This is a genomic window from Propioniciclava soli (assembly GCF_014858005.1).
GTDB lineage: Bacteria > Actinomycetota > Actinomycetes > Propionibacteriales > Propionibacteriaceae > Propioniciclava > Propioniciclava soli.
The window spans coordinates 209,072-231,017 of sequence record NZ_JACYOT010000004.1 but is presented as its reverse complement, the minus strand read 5'-3'; the positions used below and the strand labels follow the sequence as shown (position 1 = coordinate 231,017).

Sequence of the window (21,946 nt, the reverse complement as noted above, 5' to 3'; positions counted from 1 at the left end):
GGCACAGTGAACCCCATGACGACACCACAGCTCTACGCCTGCCTGAAGTACCGCGACGCGGACGCGGCCCTAGCCTTCCTCCGGGCGCTCGGATTCTCCGAACGCCTCGTCGTGCGCGACGACACCAACCCCGCCGTCGTCCACCACGCCCAGCTCCAGTGGCGCGACACGGGTGGCGTCATGCTCGGCTCCGCCGGCGCCGGGGCCGACTGGATGACGCCGGGCAGCACCACGGTCAACCTGGTCGTGGCCGAGGACGCCGACGTGGACGCCGTGCTGGCTGCGGGGATGGCGGCCGGCGGTCGCGTGCTCAGCGCGCCGGACGCCGCACCGCACGGTGGCCGCAACGCAGCCCTGGCCGATCCCGAGGGCAACGCCTGGAACCTCGACAGCTACCCCGGGGTCTGACTTCCGGGCCCGCAAACCGGCGAACGCCCCGGTCCAGGTGGACCGGGGCGTTCGGGTGAGCAGTGGTGCCGCGCCGGCTCGGTGCGGCTCGTCGGCTCAGCTTCAGGAGGAGGCCTTCTCCTGCTCGTCGGCGTCGCGGGAGGCCTGCTTGCCCGCCGTGCGCAGCGCATCGGTCACCGTGCGGATGTTGCTCGTCAGCCGCCCGTTCCAGTCGTTGCGGAACCGCTGCGCGTCGTTGCCAACCCACTTCACGGAGTTGAGCTGCTTGGTGATCGCCTTGGCGGCGTTGTCGATCTCGTCCGCCTTGCTGAGCATCAGCTTCGACAGCGCACGAACGCCAGCAATGTCCATTCCGACCATGCCCGACATGGTGTCTCCCTTCGTCTGTCGGCCCCCGCAGGAGCCTCTGGTTCTGTATCTCGATCGCGACCCGGTGTCGCTTCGATGAATTCAACCTACGAGGGGTTCGCCGATCGCGCCATGGGGAGCACTCCCCCGGCCAGCGACCGCTCAGTTCCGGCCGCGCACCTGGCCCCAGAGACGACGCCGGTCCCGCCAGGCACCGGTGGACCACAGGGCCCAGAGGACGAGCAGCGGTTGGAAGAACAACCGGATGAGACGCGCCTGGTCGGTGTCGAGGCCGAAGCCGTCCGTCTGCGTCACGTACTGGGAGATGTTGCCGGGGAAGACTGCGACGAAGAAGACGGCCACGATCCAGCCGAGCGCTGGCCGGAAGCGCCGGGGCGCGAGCACGAGGGCGACACCGAGGAGGATCTCGACCACGCCCGACGCCACGACCACGAAATCGGGATCGAGCGGGAGCCACGGCGGGACCTGCGCCTGGAACTCCTGCCGCAGGTGTGTCAGGTGCCCAATCCCGGCATTCAGCAGCGACAGGCCGAGCGCCCATCGGCCGATGTGGCGCAGGACCTCGCCCACGCCCCGACGAGCCGGGGGCGCGTCACCCCGGGCCGGGACGGCTCCCCCACGGGCGGGGCGGCCTGTGCCCTCGGACACGGGAGGGCCCGGGCTGGCGGCAGTAAGGTCGGCGTCCGAGGCCCCACCTGGCGCGGAATGCGATGTTGACATGGGCGCCATTGTGGCGCACAGACCAAGCGGGCCCGCGGGCAGACGTGCGCGGGCGACGGCGTCCACCTGGCCGAGCAAGGGAGGCCGCCCCCCTGCCGTTCGGACGTCCTCCCTGCCGTTAGGCACGCTTCCCTGACCGGAACGCAGCGCCCTAGCGCTGCAACGTCAGGGTCGTAGGAATCGAACAGGGGGGCGGCTGCAACGACAGGGAGGCAGCGTCAACGGCAGGGAGGTCGCGTCAACGCCAGGGAGGCGGCCTTGCCACTGCAAGCCGGACGCGGGCGGCACGGCCCCGTCCGGGAGCCACCACCCCGGCCCGGCTCAGTCCGGCACCGCGACCTGACCCAGCTCGGTGCGGCCCAGGGCGACGAGGAAGCCGCGACCCGCCGGGAACTGGGAGCTGCGCGCCCGCATGGGGAAGTCGGTGCGGTAGACGAGTTGACCATCCCCGGAGTCGGGCTGCAGGGCGAGGCCGCGCCGCGACACCTTCACCGCCGCCATCAGCCCGTAGCTGCCGCCCAGGGCCGACACCTCCCCCTCGCTCACCACGAACACGTCGTTGGCCAGCGCCAGCGCCACCAACTCCGACAGCGTGGACTCGGCGTCGGAGTTCGCCAGCTCGTCCACCGCCTCGAGCACGAGCACCAGCTTCAGCGGCGACCCTGCGCCGGACGCCTCCAGCTCGCGCAGGTCGTCCATCAGCTGGGTGGCCATCTCCTCGACCTTCTCGGTCCCGACCGCCGCGTGCGTCCAGTTCTCGCCCTGCGCGAGGCCGACGCGGCGCCCGGTGAGCAGCACCGTCCGCCAGGCGGGATCGCGCCGCCGCAGGGCCCGCACCAGCGACCGGACCGCCGTCGTGCGCCCCGATCCGGGCGGACCCGACACGATGAACGAGCCGGTGGGTTCGAACGTCCAGGTGCCCAGGTCGTCGCTGCGCACGCCCAGGACGGGACGGCCGTCCTCCTCGGCCGGGAGCTCGCCGAACCACACCTGCTCCGGCAGCCGCCGGATCGCCGGTGCCGGCGTCACGCCCGCGCGCTCCATGGACACCCGGAACCCGCGGGCCGCCTCGGCCTGGGCCACCACGTCGGGACTGTCCCCCAGCAACGCGACTTGGATCTCCCGGTCGGCGTAGATGCCCCGCCCCGGGGGCGAGTCGGGCGTGAGGATGTCGTGGGGGACGCCGACGAAGCCGTAGTCGTTCACGTCGGCCATCCGCAGCACGACGCGGCTCTGGATCGCCGCGGCCAGCGCGGTCGGCACCGAGTTGAGCCGGTCGGCAGTCACGAGCAGGTGGACGCCCAACGGCCGGCCGTCCCCGGCCACCTGGATCAGCGTGTCGAACACCCATGCGTTGCTGGACACCTCGTAGGCGTTGCGCATCGCGCCGACGTTGTCGAGCAGCACCAGGATGCGCGGCTCCTCGGGGGCGTCCGCCAGGCGGCGGTACTCCGTGATGGTCGAGGCGTTCACCGCCGCGAACCGCGCCGCGCGGTCCTCGCACACGTCCCGCAGCCAGGTGACGAGGCGCTGCACCCGCTCCTCGTCGGAGCCGACGATGATGCTGCCCACGTGTGGCAGGTCCTCCAGCATCGCCAGGCCGCGCGAACCGAAGTCGAGCCCGTAGACGTGGCAGGGCCCACCCCGCACGGTGTATCCCGCCGCGATGGCCAGCGTCCGCAGCAGCGTCGACTTGCCGGAGCCCGACGCCCCGAACACCGCCATGTTGCCCTCCACGTCGGGGTGGAAGGCGATCGTCGGCTGGGCCTGGGCGTCCGCGTCGTCGGCGATGCCGAACACCAGGGCGTCGTCCCGGCGCCGGCTCGGCAGGGAGCCCAGCGCGTAGTGCGGCAGCAGATCGGGCAGCCACGGCTTGCGGGGCGCCGGCAGCTCGGCGCGCTCGTGGGCAGCGGTGATGGTGTCGACGATGCGCGCGATGTCGTTGGGCCCCAGGTCGTGGGTGCCCGGCTCGTCGAGGGGTTCGTCCGCGCTGAACGGCCGCTCCCACGGCACGGACCGGGAGAACCCCAGCTCACGCACCGCGATGTCGGGGGCCGCGACCACCTGGCCGGTGTGCCCACCCACGTAGCCGGTCTGGAACGTGATGAAGCGGCCCGGCCCTGTCTTCGAGATGGCCCGGCCGGGGGTGTCCTGGTCGAAGTAGGCGGCATTGGGGATGCCGAGGACGTCGGTGGAGTCGTCGATGTCCGCCACCCGCAGCGCCACGCGCAGGTTGGTGTTGGCCAGCAGGTTGCCCTTGATGACGCCCGCGGGGCGCTGCGTCGCGAGAATCAGGTGCAACCCCAGGGAGCGCCCCCGCTGGGCCACGTTGACGACGCCGTCCACGAAATCGGGCACCTCCTGCACCAGCGCGGCGAACTCGTCGACGATGATCACCAGGCTGGGCGGGGCCGCCGCCGGGTGGGTCTTCTCGAGGGTGACCAGATCCTTCGCCGCGTACCGGTGCAGCACCTCCTCGCGGTGGCGCAGCTCAGCGGCCAGCGAGGTGAGCGCCCGGCGGACGCCGTTGGAGTTCAGGTCGGTCACCAACCCCACGGTGTGCGGCAGGTCGTTGCACTCGGCGAAGGCCGAGCCGCCCTTGTAGTCCACGAGCAGGAACGTCAGTCGCTCGGGGCTGTTGGACGCCGCCATGCCCAGGATCCACGTCTGCAGCAGCTCCGACTTGCCCGAACCGGTGGTGCCGCCCACCAGGGCGTGCGGCCCGTCGGCGCGCAGGTCGAGCTGGTGCAACCCGCCGGCGTTGACGCCGAGCGTGGCCCGCAGCTGCGCTGGCTTGCGCGGCAGGACGGCGGGGGCGTACGGCCCCGAGAACACCGACCGGTTCTCCAGCCACCGCTCGACGACGAACGACGGTTCGTCCCCCAGACCGGTGCCGACCAAGTTCAGCCACGCCGTGCTGCGCGGCAGGTCGGAGCTGTCCTCCGACAGCCCCGTGATGTCCTCCACCGGCGCCAGCCCCCGCGCGAAGGACGCGGCGGCGTCCGCCTCGACGGTCTCCAGCCGCACCGGCGCCACCAGGTCCCCGGTCCGCAGGTAGCCGACGTCGCCGCTCGGGGCGTCGGTGACGTCCACGAACGTCCGGCACGCCGCCGGCAGCTGCGCGACCTCGGGCGCGACCCACACCACGTGGACGCCCTGCTGCCACCCCTTCTCGGCGAGCTCGGTCAACCGGGCGAACTCCACGGGGGCGTCGTGCTCGACGACGAGCACGAACACCGGCGTCTTGATCGCGACCGAGCGGAGGTTCTTGTCGGTCGCCCGGCCGGCGGCGAGCTCGGTCAGGGCCGACACGAGCTGCGTGGCCCCGCCGTCGGTGGCCGCCAGGTGGGGAACGTCGACCGGGCTGCGCGGGCCGTCGGTGTGCGGCAGCCACTTCAGCCAGTCCCAGTCGGGCGCGGTGCGCGCCGACGCCACCACGCCGATCGCCAGTTCCTCCGGGGAGTGCAGCGCCGCGGCCTGGACGACGAGCGCGCGGGCCAGCGCCGCCGCGACCGGCCGGGGGCCGGCGACGCCGACGCCGCCTTCCTGGGCGGGCTGGACGATGACCGGCACGTCGTGGACCTCGCGCACCGGTTCGAGCGCCGCGCCCAGCTCGTTGAACAGCTCGCGCGGCGCCTTCTTCGCGCTCGGCATCTCGATGACGCTGCGGTGCGGCACCGTCCCTGTACCCACGCGCAGTTCGGCCCAGCCGGGTGAGTCGGTCCGGCGCGACCACAGCAGCGGGCTGCGGTCGGACGCCGCCGCGACGCATTCGCCGGCCGAGGGATTCTCCAGCCGCCGGCTCATGATCTCGCGCTGGTTCGCCTGCCCGACGTCGTGACGCAGGGTGGCGATGTCGAAGCGGAAGAGCCGCAGCGCCTCCCGGTGGTCCCGCCGCCCGGAGGCGCGCGTCTCCAGCCAGTGCGCGATCATCATCAGCGGCATCATCATGATGAAGATGACGGTGATCCACGTCTGGGTCACGGCGAAGAGCACGGCACCCATCAGCAGCGGCACGAGCACCATCGCGAGGGGGAAGTGGTCCGGACGCGGCCGCTCGGGTGGCTCGGGGGCCTCGAACTTGTCCCCCGGAAAGATCTTCACCAGGCGCGGGGAGCGGATGAACGGCACGGCGCTGCCCTCGGCCCGCCCCTCGGCTGCCTCGTTGCGCAGCAGGCGCACCACGAAGTCGGTGTCGCCGACGCTCACCCGATCACCCGTGCGCAGGTGTTCCCGGACGGCGGGGGCGTCGTTGACGGCCATGCCGTTCGCCGAGCCGAGATCGGCGACCTCGACGACGTCGCTGACGTTCAGCCGCACGTGCTGGCGTGACACCATCGGGTCCGACAACCGCACCTGGCAGCCCCGTCCGCGACCCACGACGTTGGATCCGGTGTGGAGCGGGTGGTCGCGGCCGGCGTCCGGCCCCGCCACCACCCGGAGCACCGCCGCCGGCGCGCTGCGCTCGGCGACGAACTGGTCCCCCGCCCGGGTCAGCGACACCCGTTGGCCGGAAAGCAGGCCACTGTCGACGATGGGCAGGCTCGGGTCGAGGCCACGCCCCCGGGCACCGCCCAGCGAGAGCGTCAGGTCCGCGGGTGGCACGGCACCCTCGGGGGTCGCCGGATCGGCCACGGCCAGGAACTCGGCGACATCGTGCACCGTGGCGGTGCTGTCGCAGGTGAGGGCCACGTCGACGGGGTCGGTGGTGCCGCGGTCGAGCTGCAGGCGGAGCTTCACGGACGCCTCCCGGTGGGCGGGGTCTCAGGGGCAGGAGCGGACGGGGACGTGCGAACGCGGCGGGCCCGCGCCTCCTGGGCGAGCGGGACGAGCGAGCGGGGGTTGAGCGCGGTGGCCCACCGGCGCCACCAGGGCAGCCCGGCCACGGCGGCGGCGCGGGAGGCCATCACATCCTCCCAGTAGCCCGCCGTCGCGTCGGCGTCCGGTTCGGCCGAGCCGAACACGACCCGGTCCGCACCCTGCGCCAGGGCGACGGCCTCCGGCGAGCCCACGGCGCTGGCTTGCTGCAGCCGCGTGGCCTGCGCCGGCACGGTGGCGCCGAGATCGCGCGCCCGGTCGACGTACTCCATCCAGCCGCCGACGACGCGGGTCGACTCGGCGCCCCGGGTGCGGCGGCGGTGCCGCCGCCAGGCCTTCAACCCGAGGACGGCGATCGCGAACGCCAGGATCACCGCGAGCGGTGGCCCGACGACCCGGAGCACCGCGACGACCAACCCGAGCCAGTCGTAGGGCAGGTCGGGTCGCTCCAGCAGGTCGCCCGGCGCGCCGGTGTTGAACAGCGAGTCGAACGAACCGGGCGGCTGCACCGGCGCCGGCGGCGGCACGTTGACGGCCGGGCTCTGGTCGGTGGTGCGGGGCGGTGTGGTGTTCGGCTGCTTGTCGCGGCTCGGCGTGAACGTCTCGGTGGGTACCGTCACCCAGCCGCGGCCGGCGAGGCTGACCTCCACCCACGCGCGGACGTCGCGGCCGCGGATGATCTCGTCCTCGCCCACCGCGCCGCCCAGCACGACGCGGGCGGGGTAGCCCAGGGCGTTGAGCATGAGGGCGTAGCTGGCGGCGTAGTGCTCGTCGCTGCCCACCAACTCGGTGGTGAAGGTGCCGAGCCGCCCGAGCCCGTGGCCCGGCAGGTACTGCTGCTCCCCCGCCCGGGTGCCGTTGCTCCAGAAGCCGTCGGTGCGCAGCACCCGGGCGATCTCGGTGGCCCGAGACCAGGGGTCGCCGGCGGCCGCCCCGATCCGGTCCGCCGCCGGGGCCATCGCGTCGGTGAAGGCCGGTGGGACGACGACGGGCCCCTCGGGGGCGGGCAGGCCGTCCAGATCGGTGGGCAGGGCGACCGACGTGACCGAGATCTCGTCGCCCTCCTTCAACCGGTCGGGCACGACCCCCTGGCCGGTGCCGATGTTGTAGCGCACCGAGGCCCGGTGGTCGCGCGCGTTCTCTCCGGCGAACTGGATGTCGGTGGCCGGGCCGGCGGCGGGCAGCCACACGTTGAGGTCGCTCGTGGCGGCGTACCCGGCCAGCACCGTGATGAGCACGGTGTTCGTCGGCCGGTCCGGTGCGCCCGGGATCACCGAGCCGATGCGACGGAACCCGCTGCGCGGGTCGCCCGGCGCGCCGCCCGAGGCGCTCCACACCGTGCCGGCGTAGTCGTCCAGCACCGCCATGCGCACCAGCGAGCCCGGCGCCGCACCCGCCACCCGGAGCAGCGGCTCGTCGTACAGGCGCTGCCCGTCGGAGGAATACTTGCGGAAGCCGGCGAGCGGGGAGGGGAACTTCTCGACGTCCAACGGCGGCTGCACGTAGGTCCGCAGCACCACGCGCGGCGTCTGGTGCGGCCCGGGCAGCAGCGCCGCGACGCCGACGCCACCGGCGACCGCCACCGCCAGCAGCAGCGCCGCGCTCACCCACCGGGTGGTGCGCGCCATGCCGGTGCTGGCCAACGTGCGGCGCCGGCGCTCGCGCACGACGAGCCAGGCGAAGCCGAGCACGGTCGCGCCCACGCCCACGAGGCCGCGGTTCGCGCCCTCGAACGTGCCGACGAGAATGACCAGTGCCAGCAGGGCGACCGGCACCACCAGCGCGGCCCCGGGGGCGCTGGAACGCCGCGCCAGCAGATACCCGGCCACGCCGGCAACCAGCCCGCTCACCCACACCAGCACGACGTACGGCCCGTCGCCAGCCACGGGCGGCACCGTGGTGAGCAGGTCCTTCCAGCCGGTGACAGGCAGCGTGGTCAGGCCGGCGATCGTGGCCGGTGACGGCAGGACGCCGGCCACCAGATCCTCACGCAGCGCCACCGCCCCACCCAGCAGGTAGTTCGTGACCAGGGCCAGGCCGAACGCGACGGGCCACGGCCACCGCAGCCGGTTCGTGAGGTGGGCGAGGGCGGTGCCGAGCAGCAACGCGAGCGCGGCGACGGCGAGGTAGCGGCCCGAGCTGAACGTGGTGGCCAGCCCCAGGAAGGCGACGAGCCCCAGGGCGAGGCCGAACGCGGCGTCCACGAGGTCGTCCACGCCGGGCCGCAACAGCGTGAGCGTCTGCGACAGGGTGCGGCCGGACGTCGTGCTCGCGGCCGCACGCTCGCCGCCCGGGCGGATGACCTGCATCACTGTGTCACCCCGCCCAGCAGGACGAGCGGCAGGTCGGCCAGGTCGGCCAGGGTCACGACCGTGATGCCACCGGTGTCGCGCAGGGCCGGCTCCGCGGCGGCGTCCACCCGGACGACGACCATGCGCACCTCGGGCGCCAGGTGGGCCCGGGCGCGCTGCAGCGTCTCGAAGGGGGTGTGGGGGCCGGTGACGAGGACGACGGCGCTGACGTCGGGCGCGAGGGTGTTGAGCCGTGCGGTGGACGCCTGGAGCGTGGGCAGGCCGAAGTCGGCTCGGCTGTAGGTGTCGAGGGCGAGGTGGGGCGCCGGCGCGATGGCGGCGTGCTCGCCGCACACCACGGTGGTGTCCATCTCGTCGGCCAGCGCGCGGAGCGTCACGGACGCGCCGACCGACAGTGCGATCTCGAACTCCTCGGGGTCGGCGTAGGACGCCTCGGCGACGTCCACGACGATGGCGAGATGGGTGCGCCGCGTGTCGAGGAACTGGCGGACGAGGAAGGCGCTCGTTCCGGTCGCTCCGGAACGCTTCGCCGAGCTCCGCCAGTGGATGTAGCGGCGGTCGTCGCCCGGCACGTACTCGCGCAGGGTGTGGAAGGCGAGGTCGCTCATCGAGACGTCATTGGTGGTCTGGCCCTCGAGGTCGCGCAGCAGCCCGGCACCCAGCGAACCGAGCGCCACCGTGCGGGGGTGGACGAACAGCTCGATCCGCTCCGTCCACGCCAGCTCGCGGCGCAGAAGGCCGAAGGGGTCACCACGCTGGGTGCGGACGGGCCCGACGTCGATCACCCCGCGGCGCGAGGTGGGGATGACGACGAGGTCGTCGAACGCGCCACCGGGCCGCAGCGCCGGCAGGGTGAACCGGGCCGCGGACAGGCCGACCGGCACCTCGAGTCCGACGGGCAGCAGCGGCGTCCGGGCGACGTTCACCACGTGCAGGCGCCCGGCGGCCGACTCCCCCACCCCGAGCCGCACGGGGTCGAGCTCGAAACCGACCTCCAGCTGGGTGCGTCCGAGGGTGAACAGCACCGCCAGGCCGAGCAGGACGAGCAGGCTCGCGCCGAGGATGCGGAACTCCTGCCAGCCCAGCGCCCACCCCGCCACCAGGGCCCCGACGCCGAGGGCCAGGCAGGCCCAGCCCAGGCCCGACACGATCGTCAGGCCGCGGCGCAGCGCGGCGACCCCCGGCCGGGCGGCCTCGGCCGCGCGCGTGGCGCCCGTCGCGACGCGACGGGCCAGGGGCGCGAGCCGGGGCGGCAGGAGTGTGGCGGGCACGGGCTTCCTCAGTGGACGCGGTCGGCCGGGGCGGCGACGGCGGCGAACAGGTCGTCGATGACGCTCTCCGGGCTCACCCCGGAGAACTGCGCCTCGGCGTTCAGCAGGAGGCGGTGGCTCATGATCGGCACCGCCAGGTCGGCGATGTCGTCGGGGATGACGTAAGAGCGTCCCTGCGAGAGCGCCCACGTCTTCGCCGCGCGGACGTAGGCCAGGCAGCCGCGCACCGAGATGCCGAGTTTCACGTGGGTGTGGCGGCGGGACTCCTCCGCCAGGTGCCCGACGTAGGCGAGGATCGCCTCCTCCACGTGCACCTGGTTGGCGAACGCGGCCATCTGCGACACGGCGTTGGCGGCGATGACCGGCGCGACGTCGGCCGCCCTGTCACGGTTCGCGGCCTGGGCGAGCAGCTCCACGGTGACGTCGAGATCGGGGTAGCCGACCGAGCTCTTCATGAGGAAACGGTCCAGCTGCGCCTCGGGCAGCCGGTAGGTGCCGGCCTGCTCGATCGGGTTCTGCGTCGCGATCACCATGAACGGACGCCCCACGGCGTGGGTCTCTCCGTCGACGCTGACCCGGGACTCCTCCATCACCTCCAGCAGCGCCGACTGCGTCTTCGGCGAAGCGCGGTTGATCTCGTCGGCCAGCACGATGGTGGCGAACACCGGCCCCTGGTGGAACTCGAAGGTTTGTTCCTTCTGGTCGTACACCGTGACGCCAATGAGGTCACTCGGCAGCAGGTCGGGGGTGAACTGGATGCGGGTGTGCGTCCCGTCCACGGTCGCGGCGAGCGACTTGGCGAGCACCGTCTTGCCCGTGCCCGGGTTGTCCTCGAGCAACAGGTGCCCCTCGGACAGCAGACACGTCACGGCGAGCCGGATGACCCGTTCCTTGCCGCGGATCGCCACGCCCACGTTGCCGACCAGCTGGTCGAACGTCTGCGCGAACCACGTCGCCTGCTCGGCGGTGATGCTCATGAGTCCTCACTCCGTCTCCTCGATCAAGATTTACCACTTGACGCTGCCGATGACGCCGCCGCAGTTTGCGTAGACGTAGGTGTCGTAACCCGTGTACGGCGCGGGGGTACCGTCGTAGTTCCCCGTGAAGGTGTATCGCCAGCCAGTTCCCCCGCTGGCCAGATAGATGTGGCACTGATAGCTCTGGCCCTCGAACCCCGTCGTGGTGATGCCGATCCTCCGGCAGCCGCCTCCTAGGTAGTACCCGTTCGGGCACCCGTCAGGGAAGCCGACGTCAGGGCCCTGCCACACCCGGACCGTCTTGGGCGGGGGCGGAGGCGACCCGGTCGTGACCCGCTGCGTGACGGTGCGCGACTCGCGTCCGCCGGCGGGGTCGGACAGCGTCGCGGTCACCGTCACGGTGCGGTCGTACCCGACCTCGCGGGAGCCGACGCCGGCCCGCAGCGACCCGGCGCCCTGATCGCGCGCCGAGCCCCCCGCGTCGTCGGAGACGGTGAGCACGGCGGTGCGTCCGTTCCCGCTGCCGGTGGCCGACCAGGTGACGGTGTTGCCGCTGGCGCTGGCCTGCAGCGTGGGGGCACCGAGGGGGCCGTACGGCGTCGCCGAGACCGGGGCCGACTGGCTGCAGGCGTTGTTCTCGTTGCAGACCTTCAGGTACATCGAGTAGCCGGTGCCGTTGGTCAGCCCGCCGACGGTGATGCCGTTGAAGGAGGTCGACGAGGTCGCGCTCCCCGAGGCCATCGTGCGTGGACCGCCCGCGCCGTGGAGCGTCACGGTCGAGGTGGAGCCCCGCGAGGGGGGCACGGTGTAGGAGACGCGCAGGGTGCCATCGGCGCCCGTGGGCGTCGCCGTCCACCCCGCCCAGGCGGCCGGCTTGCCGGTGGCCCGGAACTGGGTGCTGACCGGCGCGGACGTGTGCGCCGCCCCCCCGGTGGCGTTCGTCGCGGTGACCGCATAGGTGTAGACCGAGCCATCGTAGGCCACCTGGTCTCCCAGCGAGGTGCCGGTGACGCCCGTCCACGTCCGCGCCCCGGCGCTGCCGCCCGAGCGCGTCACCGTGTACGTCACCGGACGCGGGCCCTGCGGGTCGGCCCCCGGCCACGACACCGTCACCTGCGCGCTCGACCCGAGGTCGCTCGAGCCCACACTCACCCCGGACATCACGGGACGCCCCGAGCTCTGTCCCGTCGTCGAGGTGGGCTCCTGGCTCGTCCCCGCGTTGTTCTGCGCCACGATCGTGAAGGTGTAGACGGCGTTGTTGTTCAGCCCGCTCACGACGGTGCTGGTCGACCCGCCGGGCACCGGCTGGCTCTGCCCGCCGTAGGTGATGACGTACCGCGTCACCGGGGAGCCGCGGTTGAGCGCCGGCTGCCAGGCGAGCGTCACCGAGCCGTCGGTGGGGTTGGACGCGGTGAAGCTCGGCACGCGCCCCGGCGCCTCGTCCGGAGTCACCGACGGCCCCGGGTCGCTCGGCTCCGACCAGCCGGCCCGATTCCGGGCCCGTACCTGGAAGCTGACGGGAACCCCGTTGGCCAGCCCGGTGATGTCGCAGCGCGTGGCGCGGCCGCAGTTCACCGTCTTGCCCCCGCCGGTCACCTCGTACTCCAGGATCGGCGCCCCGTTGTCGGCGGGCGGGCTGAACGTCACCGAGGCGGCCTCGCTGCGCAGTTGCATCGAGGGTTGCGGCGGAGCCATCTTGTCCGGCACGCCGAACACGGTGACGCGCAGGGTCGCCTCCACGTGGCGGTCGGTCCGGCCACGGTCGGCGAGGTCGCTCGCCACCACCCGGAACACCATGACGCCGTGCGAGCTCTCCCGCGGTGTGACGGTGAAGCGACTGCCCTGGAACGACGTGTCGGCCTCCATGCCGCCCACCCGCTCGAACGAGACGATCGTCGGCTCGGGCTCGGCCAGCGGCGAGGAGAGCTGAATGGTCTGGCTCACGGCCGTGCCGGCCTGCACGTCGGTGATGTCGGAGACCACCAGCCGCGGGCGCGGGGCGGCCACCACCTCGATGCCCATCTCCTTGGCGGTGTCGGGGAAGCCGTCGACCGCCACCCGCAGCACCCCCAGGTCCCCCGGACGCGCGTTCGAGCCGGCCACCACGGTGACGACCTGGCCCTGCGCCGTCGCGGTGACGTCGCGGACGCCCTCGGCCCAGTCCGCGGTGAACGCCAGGCCGGCCGCCTGGGCCGGGTCCGGCGTCCACACGCTGCAGATCGCCGCGATACGCAGGTCGACCGCCGGGCCACCCTGCACGAGCCGCTGCTGGAACGGCGGGCAGCGGAGCACCGGCGTGGCGGAGCCGACCTGGACGGGAATCGAGATCACCGCCGTCTGCGTGAGCGGGTCGTCGGGGCCGCCGTCGCGCACCTCGAAGGTGACCGCCGCGGGGCCGGAGTAGTCCTCCACCGTGGTGAGCGTCAGCCGCGTGTCGCTGTCGGGCGTCACCGTGACCTGCCCCGGTGAGGACGCGAGCGACTCGGCCACCGTGATCGTCACCGGGGTGCCGCGCGGGGCGCGGACGTAGTCGTTCACGTCGAAGGAGAAGGTGCTGTTGGGCGCCACCTCGATCTGGCTGCCGTCGACCAGGTGCGGGACGCCGCTGCCGCCGGCCGGCACGAACAGCACCGACGCCGACGACGCGCCCGTCGCGTCCGTGACCACGTAGGTCACCGCCTGGGGCCGTTCCCGCAACGGGATCGTCACCGTGCCCCCGTCCACCGTCGCCTCGGGGTTGCTCACCGCGCTGATGCGCATCGCCGACTTGGGCCCGTCGGGGTCCCACGTGCGGCGCAGGGCGTCCACGGTGGCGTTGACGCCGTCGGCCTCCGCGACCTCGTCGTAGGTGCGCGGCGGGTTGAGGTAGCCGTCCTGCGCGCGCACCGTCACCTGCGCCGCGGGCCCCACCCCGCCCGAGTTGCGCAGCGCGTAGGCGAACTGGGTGGGGGCGTCCGCACCGCGGGGCGTCCGGGCCAGGATCGGCCCGGCCGGACCACCCAGGGACACGCCCTCGGGCACCTCGTTGCCCATGTCCTCGAACGGGACGACCGTCGGCGGATCGACCTCGTCGAACATGTCATTGCTGAGCGCGTGCAACTGCACCTCGGTGTCGGGCGCGGCGATCACCGTGTCGGCCACGGCCACGGGCGCCTGGACGGCCCCGGGCTCGGTGATCGCGACGCGCACGAGGCCCGTCTCGGTGGCCCCGTGGGCGTCGGTCACGCGGTAGCGGAAGACGTCGGTGCCGCCGTTGCCCTCGCCCGGATAGGCCTGGTAGGTGAGCGCGTTGGGGCTGAACCCGAGCACGCGGCCCTTCGTGGGCGCGCTCGCCAGGCCGAGGACCGTCACCGTGTCGCCGTCGGCGTCCTGCCGCCACGGCTCGATCGGGATCTCGATGGTCTGCCCCGCGCTGACGCGGGCCTCGAGGTTCTGCGGCTGCGGGGCGGTGTTGGGGTTCTCCTCCGACGGAGCCGGGGTGACGGTGACATGCAGCACCCCCGTCTCCGGGGTGCCGGCGGGCGCCTGGGCCTGATACTCGACGCGCACCTGCCGCTCGGCCGCGAGCTCGGCCGGCGCCACATAGCGCACCTGGTCGTTGACGACGTAGGCGCGGCCGACGTCGCCCTGCTCCTGGCCCTGGGGCACGTTGGGGTCGATGACGCGCAGTTCGCCGCCCGGCAGGTCGGGCACGTTGCGATCCAGCTCCAGCGGCTCCCCCGACGTCGAGGAGTCGTTCTCGAGCACCGGCACGAGCACCGAATCCCCCACCCGGACCGTCGTGAAGTCGTCGTTCACCACCGCGGCGTCCTGCGGCGGGCGGGGCAGTTGGGTGACGACCACGCTGCCGGTCACCGGCTCCGAGAGGCCGTTCGTCATCGTGTACGTCACCACCTGGGTGGCGGGTGACAGCGTCTCGACGCGCGGCATGATCCGCAGCCATCGGCCCTTCAGAACGGCCACCTGCAGCTGCCCGCCGTCGGCCCCCGTGTCCTCCGGCACCGCGGCCAGCACCGTGAGCACCGAGCCGGTCGGGTCGGTGTCGTTGGCCAGCACGTCCACCATGACGCCCGCCTGGCCGCGCACCGTCACGTGGTCGGGGGCGGCGGTCGGCCGGCTCGGGCCGGGCTCGGCCATGTCGACGCGGATCTGGCCCTGCGCGAACTGGGCCGAGCCGAACTTCGCCGTGTAGTCGAGGAAGTAGGTGCGGGCCGCGGCGGCGGTCACCGTCACCTCGCCGGAACGCAGGTCGGTGTCGACGGTCAGGCCGTCGGCCCCCTGCACCGGCGCGGCCAGCTCGAGGACGGCCCGCGGGTTCAGCGGGTCGGCTCCGGGCAGGTCGTTGCCGAGCGGCGAGATGACCAGTGGCTTGCCCACCTCGCCGCGGACGGCGTCCGGCTGGGGGACGGGGGCGTCGCCCTCCGTCGCGCGATGGCCGAGCACCTTGACCTGCGCGACGCTCGGCACCAGCTCACCGCGTCCGTCGGACAGGTTGACCGCGAGCGGCACGAGGGTGGTGTCATCGGCGCGGTCGGCCGTGAACGTCACGCGGCCGTCGGTCGTGATGCCCGCCACACCGAGCGAGGGCGCCTCGACGCTGTGCACCGCCACGGGGTCGCCGTCGGGGTCGCGCCAGTCGGCCGTCACCGGCATGACGAGGGTGCCCCACGAGGCAACCGGATGGGTGCGCTCGGGCGCGCCGGGCCGCAGGTGGGGCTCACCGTTCTCGGCCTCGGAGCGCACGTCGACGGTCACGGTGGCGCTCGCCGACGTGCTGCCGTTGTCGATGCTGTACTGGAAGCTCGTGGCCGTGGCGTCGGACGGCAGGGTCACCAGCACCGTCTGGCCGTCGGGTGCCACCTGCGCGGACGCCCCCGACGACGGCTGGGTCACGCCCGTCACCGTCAGGATGCGGCCCAGCGCATCGGTGTCGTTGTCGAGCACGTGCGCGACGGTGGTGCGGCCGGGGCGGGCGCCGATCGTGTCCGGGTTGGCCGTGGGCGGCTCGTCCTCGTTGGGGCGCGCCTCCTGCTCCGGATCCCCGTCGTCGGTAGCGGGCAGCGGTTGGGCGTCGGTCCAGTTCTGGACGAAGCGCTGCTCCTCGAAGCTGTAGACCTTGCCGTCGGAGGTGTCGTTCAGCAGGATCAGCCCGTGGTTGGTGCGGAAGACCGGTGCCACGAGGGGTACCCCCTCCAGCCCGCCCTGCGCGACACCGGGCTCGCCGTCGCAGGAGCGGACGACGACGCCCGGCTCCCCCGCCCACGCGGCGAACGTGCAGCCGCCGAGCACCACGGGCACCGCCGGTGCGTTGCCGTTGCCGTCGGCCAGCGGGGCCAGCCCCGAGCGGTCGGCGGCGAACAGCCCGGACGCCGTCGCCACCGCCACCGTGTCGGCGGCCTCCGAGGCCCGCTGCAGCCGGGAGCGGGGGTCGGCGTCCACCGCGACGACGGCGCCATCGGGCAACGTCAGGGCGCCGGCCTCGGCGTCCAGCACCGCGACACCCTCGCCGACGGCCGCCACCTGCACCGCTGCGCGCGGCGCACCCTCGGCGTACTGGGGCTCGGCGAACGCGAGCCCGTCGGGCCGGAGGGTCACCGACCGGCCGTTGCTCGACACGGCGTGCACGACGCCGTCGACGCCGATGCTCAGCCCACCCTCCTGGCCCTGCACCGCCCCGGGGGCGGCCTCCCCCAGCTCGGCGACGACCTTCTGGTTTGCGTCCACGGCACCGAGGTCGACGGTGGTGTCGTCCTCACCGAAGCGCCCCGCCCACACGTTGCCGGTCACCGGGTCGAGCACCGCCACCGACCCGGCGCGCAGGTCCAGCAGCGAGGTCGGCGCCAGCGTGATGCCCCGCTCGATCTGGTGGGCGACCCCCGCGGCGTCCACGGGCGTCACCCGCCCCGAGAGCAGGTCGCGGGCCACCACGCGCGACTCGTCCTGCACCACGTCCAGGGCGAACGAACCCGCCCCCTGCGTGCCGCCCGCCGGCCCCAGCAGCCCATCGAGGGACTCCACTGACTTGTTGAGCCGGCCGTAGAGCGCCTCGGCGTTGTTGGTCACCCAGATGCCGGAGTCGTTGAGGTTGAGTTTGCGGACGGGGTAGCCCGGGGAGAGCAGCGCGAACGTCGCCAGCACCACCAGCACGGTGACGAAGGCGGCGGCGGGCAACCAGCGCGTTGGGGATTTCACGGTTCAGGTCCTCGGTCGGGCTCGGTCACTGTAACCCAGGCAGCAGGTCGAGGTCGTCGGCCGTCACGATCCGGGCCGCCATCGCGTATTCGACGAGCCGCGCCTTGCGCGAGGAGGCAAGCTTCGTCGGGCCGCCGTGGAGTCCGCGGACGCCGAGATCGGCCAGCTTGCTGCACACGTTGTCGAGCTTGCGGTTGAATTTCGTCACCGGCCACCCCAGCCGGGCCGCGGCGGCCGCCGACTGGGGCACCGCCCCCGCCCCGCGGTCGCCCCGGCGCAGCACGTCCTCGCACAGGGCGACGATCAGCAGCTTCTGGTCGGGCGTCAGGCTGACGCGTCCGATGGTCGTCGAGCCGTCGTCGGCCGGCTCGGGCTCGGGCCCGGTCGGCGTCAGCACGGCCTCGTCCAGGTGCAGCTCGAACTCATACGTCGTCGAGCCCGCCGTGAACCACACCACCGTGTCGCGGAACACGATCGGCATGGACGCCCCCGGCGCCAGCCAGGCCTGCACCCGGCCCTCGTCGTGGCTCACCGTCGCCGTCAACTGGGAGCCCACGTTGGTGAGCCACCACAGCTGGTGGCTGTGCACGAGCGACAGGAACAGGCGGTGCAGGAACGGGTTGTCGTCGTCGATGACGACGTCGGCCTCACGGCCGATCGTGAACGGCACCTCGGGGTCGGGGGTGTAGAGCTCGCCGCAGAAGTCGAGGGTGATCGTGGTCATGCGCAGGTCTCCTCGGGCCAGTCGCGGGTGAAGTGGCTGCCGTCGACGCGCAGCACCTTGACGGCGATGCAGGTCTCGGTGGGGGCGTCCAGGGTGATCTCGGGCACCTCGACGTCGCGGGGGGCGTCCTCGCCGCGCACCTGCACCAGAAAGGTGTCGCTGTCGAGGGGGTTGTCGTAGGTCCAGGCGAAGTGGACGCTCTGGTCGGCCCGCTGCCCGCTGACCACCGGCATCCCCGGCCGGGCCACCTGCCCCAGATCGGGACGCGGCGCGCTCGGGGTCGCCGTCGGCTCGCCCACCGCCTCGAGGCGGTTGCCCCCCACCGCCCAGAAGGCCACGACGGCCACCACCATCAGAGCCATCGCCCCCAGCGCCGCCAGCCCCCACCGGAATCCTGCGGCGCGGCGGCCCGCGCCGTCGTCCGCCGGGTCGGGCAGGGCGGCGTGGTCGTGGCTGGCCGGGCGGCGGTACGCCGTGTCCGGGTCGGGCTCGGGCGCGCGTTGGGCCGACCGGACGACGCCGCCACGCAGCAGCGTCGCGGGGTCGTCGTCCGGCGCGGTTCCCCCGCCAAGGGTTTCAGCGCGCTGGGTGGCAACGCGTTGCGCTGCGCCCTGCTGGGTGGCAACGCGCTGGGATTCGACACGCTGGGGTTCGACGCGCTGGGGTTCGACACGCTGGGGCTGGCGCAGGCGGGTGGCGTCGTCGCCGGGCCGCGGCGGCCGTTCCGGCGAGGTGACGCGCGTCGTGCCGTCGTCGGGTGCGGGCACGGCGGCGGCGTCCTCGGCCAGGACGATCTCGGTGCGGGCCAGGCGCAGCTCCTGCTCGATGGCCTGCAGCGAGCGCGCCAACGCCAACGCGGATGCCGGCCGCACGTGGGCGTCCTTGGCCAACGCGGTGCGCAGCAGCCGTTCCAGCGAGGTGGGGACGTCGGAGCGTCCGGTGGAGGGGGCGGGCACGTCGCGGATCCGCTTCATCAGCGCGTAGGTGGAGTTGTCCCCGCCCGGCACCTCGAACGGGGAGCGCCCCACCAACAGGTGCCACAGCGTCGCCGCCAGCGAATAGACGTCGGAGCGCACGGTGGCGGGCCCGGTCACGTAGAGCGTCTCGACGGGCGACCACGGCACGGACACCCCTGCGTCGTCGTCCACCTCGCTCACCTGCGCGGCAATGCCGAAGTCGGTGAGGCCGGGCGTGCCGTACTGGCTGGTCAGGATGTTGGCGGGCTTGATGTCACGGTGGAGGAGCCCGGAGCGGTGGGCGGTCTCCACCGCGGAGCTGATCTGGATGCCGATGCGCAGCACCTCGGCGACGGAGAACCGCTCCTTGCGGGCCCGCTCGGCCAGGCTCGCCTGCGGGTAGAACATCATGACGAGGTAGGGGTGCCCGTCGCCGGTCGTGCCGGCCGCGTACACCGGCACGATGTGGGGGTGCTCGAGCTGGGCCATGGCGTTCGCCTCGGCGGCGAAGCGGGCGGCGCGTCCCGCCGACAGCCCGGCCTCGCGCAGCACCTTGACCGCCACCTTGCGGGCCGGCATCGCCTGGGAATAGAGGTAGACGTCGGCATAGCCGCCCGAACCGAGTTTGTCGAGGAACGCGAGGCCGGGGATCTCGGGGGGCGGCAGGGTGGCGCTCACGGTTCCACCTCGAAGGTGAGGTCGAACACGCCCGCCAGGATCACCCGCGTCCCCGGCTCGATGGCCATCGCGTCGTGCGCCCGCAGCGTGACGGGCTCGGCACCGGGTAGCACGACCTCGGTGCCGTTCGTGCTGCCCAGGTCCGTGACCAGGACGTGCCAGTAGTCGAGCCGGATCGCGACGTGCTGGCCGGAGATGTCCCGCTCCGGGTCGGGGATCTTGACCAGGTTGGGCTGCTCGTCGCTCCACCCCTGCGGCAGACGCGGGTGCCGGCCGAGAATCGCGCCGCGGTCGAGTCGAACGGTGTCGCCGTTCGCCAGGCGCAGGACGCCGAGCGGCGGGCGGGGCACCTCGAACGGCTCCTGCGCCGCGAGCGCCTGCCCGCAGACGCGGCAGTTGCCGGCGTGAGCCGGGCTGAGGTGGCCTCGCGGACACCGCGCCGCGACGACGAGCGGGCCGGTCGCAGCGTGGTCCGGCAACTGGTCGCGGTCGACGGTGAGTTCCGGCGACGCCGCCGCCTCCGGTTCGACCGGCCCCGACCCCGAGGGTGGGGCGCCGACCGGCGCGGCGGGTGGGGCACCGACCGCCCGGTCGGGCGGCGCGGCGACCGGGGCGGCACCCATCTCCCACGGCAGGCCGGCGATGAAATCGGGCCGGCTCGGCACTCCCGAGGAACGGTTCGCGCTCTGCGGTGGGTCGGCGTCGGGGTCGTCCCCGACCGGAGTGGGAGTCGCGGGGGCGGGAGTCCCAGGGGCGGGAGTCGCGGGAGGGGGGAGCGGTGCCTGGTTCTCCGGCAGGTTGCCGGTGTGCGGGCTCGCCATGGTCTGCCCGGCGTGCTCGCCCCTGGCGGGCACACCCTTTACCGCACCGACGGACGCCGCCTCCCCCGGTTCGGTCCCGGGCACCTGGGTGGCGCCGAAGAGGTGGTCGAAGTCCGGAACCGGGCCGGAGGCGTCCTCGACCCCGGCCTCGTCCTGGCCTTCCGAGGCGTCCTCGACCTCCGACCCGTCCTCAACCTCCGGCCCGTCCTCAACCTCCGGCCCGTCCTCGCCGCCCGACGCCTCCTCGGCCCCCGATCCGTCCTCGACCCCTGATCCGTGCGGGGACTCGAGTCCGTCCTGGAGCTCGCTCGGGGAATCGGGGGCATCGGGCGCGTCCGCCGGTTCGACCGGCGGGGGCGCGGCGGGTAGGGAGGCGGCGGTGGCGACGGTGACGGACGCCGCCAGGACGACCCCACCGATCAACGGCAGGGTGGGGCCGTCGTGGTCCGCCACGGTGACGGTCGCGGAGTCGGCGCCGTCGAGAAAGCGGTTCTCCCACAACCCCACGGGGGTCACGACCCCCGCACCGGGGACGTCACCGCGGGCGCGGCCGCGCACGACGACGCGCACCCCGGCCGGCGTGGCCTCGGCGACGGCGAAGGTCGCGACGGTCCGCAGCCCGAGGCTGACGAGCACGTCGAGCACATCGTCGACGGTCGCCTCGGGGCGGGCGAGCGCGGCATGCACGGCTGGCACCAGCTCGTGGCCCGGGGCCAGCCCCAGCAGCGCCACGATGCGGCCGGCGCACACCGCCGTCGCGGTGCCCGGGACGTAGGTGAAGGACGCCATCAGCGCTCCTCCCCGTCCGACGCGCTGGTGGCCGGTCCGCGATCCCGCGGCTGGGTGTCGTCGTCGGCGGTGTCCCATTCCCCCTCGACGTTGACGACGATGGCGGTCACGTTGTCGCGTCCGCCATGCCGGACGGCCGCGTCGACGAGGGCGCGGGCCGCAGGCTCGGCGTCGGGGTGGGTGGCGAGGACGTCGGCGATCACCAGGTCGTCCAGCTCGGAGTTGAGCCCGTCGGAGCACACCAGGAAGCGTTCCCCGGGCGTCTGGGGCAGCAGCCACAGGTCGACCTGGGGCTCACCGGGCATGCCGAGGCTGCGCGTGATGACGTTGCGCGCCCGGTGGGTGCGGGCCTCCTCGGGCGTGATGACGCCCTCGAGCACGAGCTCTTCGGTCTCGGAGTGGTCGATGGTCGCGCGGGCGAGCTGCCCGGCGGCGGCGCGGTACACGCGGCTGTCGCCCACGTTGAAGATCGCCCAGTGCGGCTCGCCCGCCACCGTGACGACGGCGACGCCGGTCACGGTCGTGCCCAACCCGCGGGCGTCGTCGTGGCGGCGTCCGTGGGCCACGACCGCCCCGTTGGCGCGGGTGATTCCGGCCACGAGATCGGCCGGGCGCAGGTCGCCCTGCGCGTCCAGGGTGCGGAGCTCCTCGATGACCAAGCGGCTGGCGACATCGCCCGCGGCATGGCCCCCCATGCCGTCGGCGACGACCCACAACCGCTGCCCGGCGAACGCATTGTCCTCGTTCAGGCGTCGCACGCGCCCCACGTCGGTCGCGTGCGCACTCCGGATCGTGAGCATCGATCGTCCCTCTCCACCGCCCGGCGGCCCTGCCCTGGCCCGTCTTCGCCCCGAGGCTATCAACAGCCACCGACGAATTCGGCCTCCGCGCATGGGGAGGACTCCCCATGG

General features: G+C 73.5%; 12 protein-coding genes. 1 reads left to right on the top strand and 11 read right to left on the bottom strand.

Annotated elements, in window-relative coordinates; all coding sequences use genetic code 11:
- The first annotated feature begins 15 nt into the window (after positions 1–15).
- The gene (locus tag IFY26_RS03880) at positions 16–408 is read left to right on the top strand and encodes a VOC family protein (RefSeq protein ID WP_232547681.1); all 393 of its coding nucleotides are present in this window, start codon (positions 16–18) and stop codon (positions 406–408) included.
- A 102-nt stretch (positions 409–510) separates the two neighbouring features.
- Here IFY26_RS03880 and IFY26_RS03875 read toward each other — a convergent pair whose 3' ends face one another.
- The 11 genes from IFY26_RS03875 to IFY26_RS03825 form a co-directional block, all read right to left on the bottom strand.
- Positions 511–777 carry a hypothetical protein gene (locus IFY26_RS03875; protein WP_232547680.1) on the bottom strand — a complete coding sequence of 89 codons (267 nt, stop codon included), beginning with the start codon at positions 775–777 and terminating at the stop codon, positions 511–513.
- Between the two features lie 141 nt (positions 778–918).
- On the bottom strand, positions 919–1,326 hold the full coding sequence (locus tag IFY26_RS03870) for a DoxX family protein (protein ID WP_416046552.1): 408 nt from the start codon (positions 1,324–1,326) through the stop codon (positions 919–921).
- A 492-nt stretch (positions 1,327–1,818) separates the two neighbouring features.
- Positions 1,819–6,237 carry an FtsK/SpoIIIE domain-containing protein gene (locus IFY26_RS03865; RefSeq protein WP_232547678.1) on the bottom strand — a complete coding sequence of 1,473 codons (4,419 nt, stop codon included), beginning with the start codon at positions 6,235–6,237 and terminating at the stop codon, positions 1,819–1,821.
- A complete protein-coding gene (locus IFY26_RS03860) occupies positions 6,234–8,624 on the bottom strand; it encodes a transglutaminase-like domain-containing protein (protein WP_232547677.1) in 2,391 nt (796 codons plus the stop codon). The genes IFY26_RS03865 and IFY26_RS03860 overlap by 4 nt, the downstream gene beginning before the upstream one ends.
- The gene (locus IFY26_RS18085; RefSeq protein WP_232547676.1) at positions 8,624–9,898 is read right to left on the bottom strand and encodes a DUF58 domain-containing protein; all 1,275 of its coding nucleotides are present in this window, start codon (positions 9,896–9,898) and stop codon (positions 8,624–8,626) included. The genes IFY26_RS03860 and IFY26_RS18085 overlap by 1 nt, the downstream gene beginning before the upstream one ends.
- A gap of 8 nt (positions 9,899–9,906) precedes the next feature.
- A complete protein-coding gene (locus IFY26_RS03850; protein ID WP_232547675.1) occupies positions 9,907–10,875 on the bottom strand; it encodes an AAA family ATPase in 969 nt (322 codons plus the stop codon).
- Between the two features lie 30 nt (positions 10,876–10,905).
- Positions 10,906–17,067, bottom strand: a complete 6,162-nt coding sequence (locus IFY26_RS03845; protein WP_232547674.1) for an Ig-like domain-containing protein — start codon at positions 17,065–17,067, stop codon at positions 10,906–10,908.
- Positions 17,068–17,092: 25 nt separating this feature from the next.
- Entirely contained in the window at positions 17,093–17,791 is a 699-nt protein-coding gene (locus IFY26_RS03840) for a hypothetical protein (protein WP_232547673.1), read from the bottom strand.
- Complete coding sequence (locus IFY26_RS03835) at positions 17,788–19,425, bottom strand: serine/threonine-protein kinase (protein WP_232547672.1); 1,638 nt, start codon at positions 19,423–19,425, stop codon at positions 17,788–17,790. Before IFY26_RS03835 ends, IFY26_RS03840 begins: the two co-directional genes overlap by 4 nt.
- Complete coding sequence (locus IFY26_RS03830; RefSeq protein ID WP_232547671.1) at positions 19,422–21,035, bottom strand: FHA domain-containing protein; 1,614 nt, start codon at positions 21,033–21,035, stop codon at positions 19,422–19,424. Before IFY26_RS03830 ends, IFY26_RS03835 begins: the two co-directional genes overlap by 4 nt.
- Positions 21,035–21,835 carry a PP2C family protein-serine/threonine phosphatase gene (locus IFY26_RS03825; RefSeq protein WP_232547670.1) on the bottom strand — a complete coding sequence of 267 codons (801 nt, stop codon included), beginning with the start codon at positions 21,833–21,835 and terminating at the stop codon, positions 21,035–21,037. The genes IFY26_RS03830 and IFY26_RS03825 overlap by 1 nt, the downstream gene beginning before the upstream one ends.
- Positions 21,836–21,946: the final 111 nt, after the last annotated feature.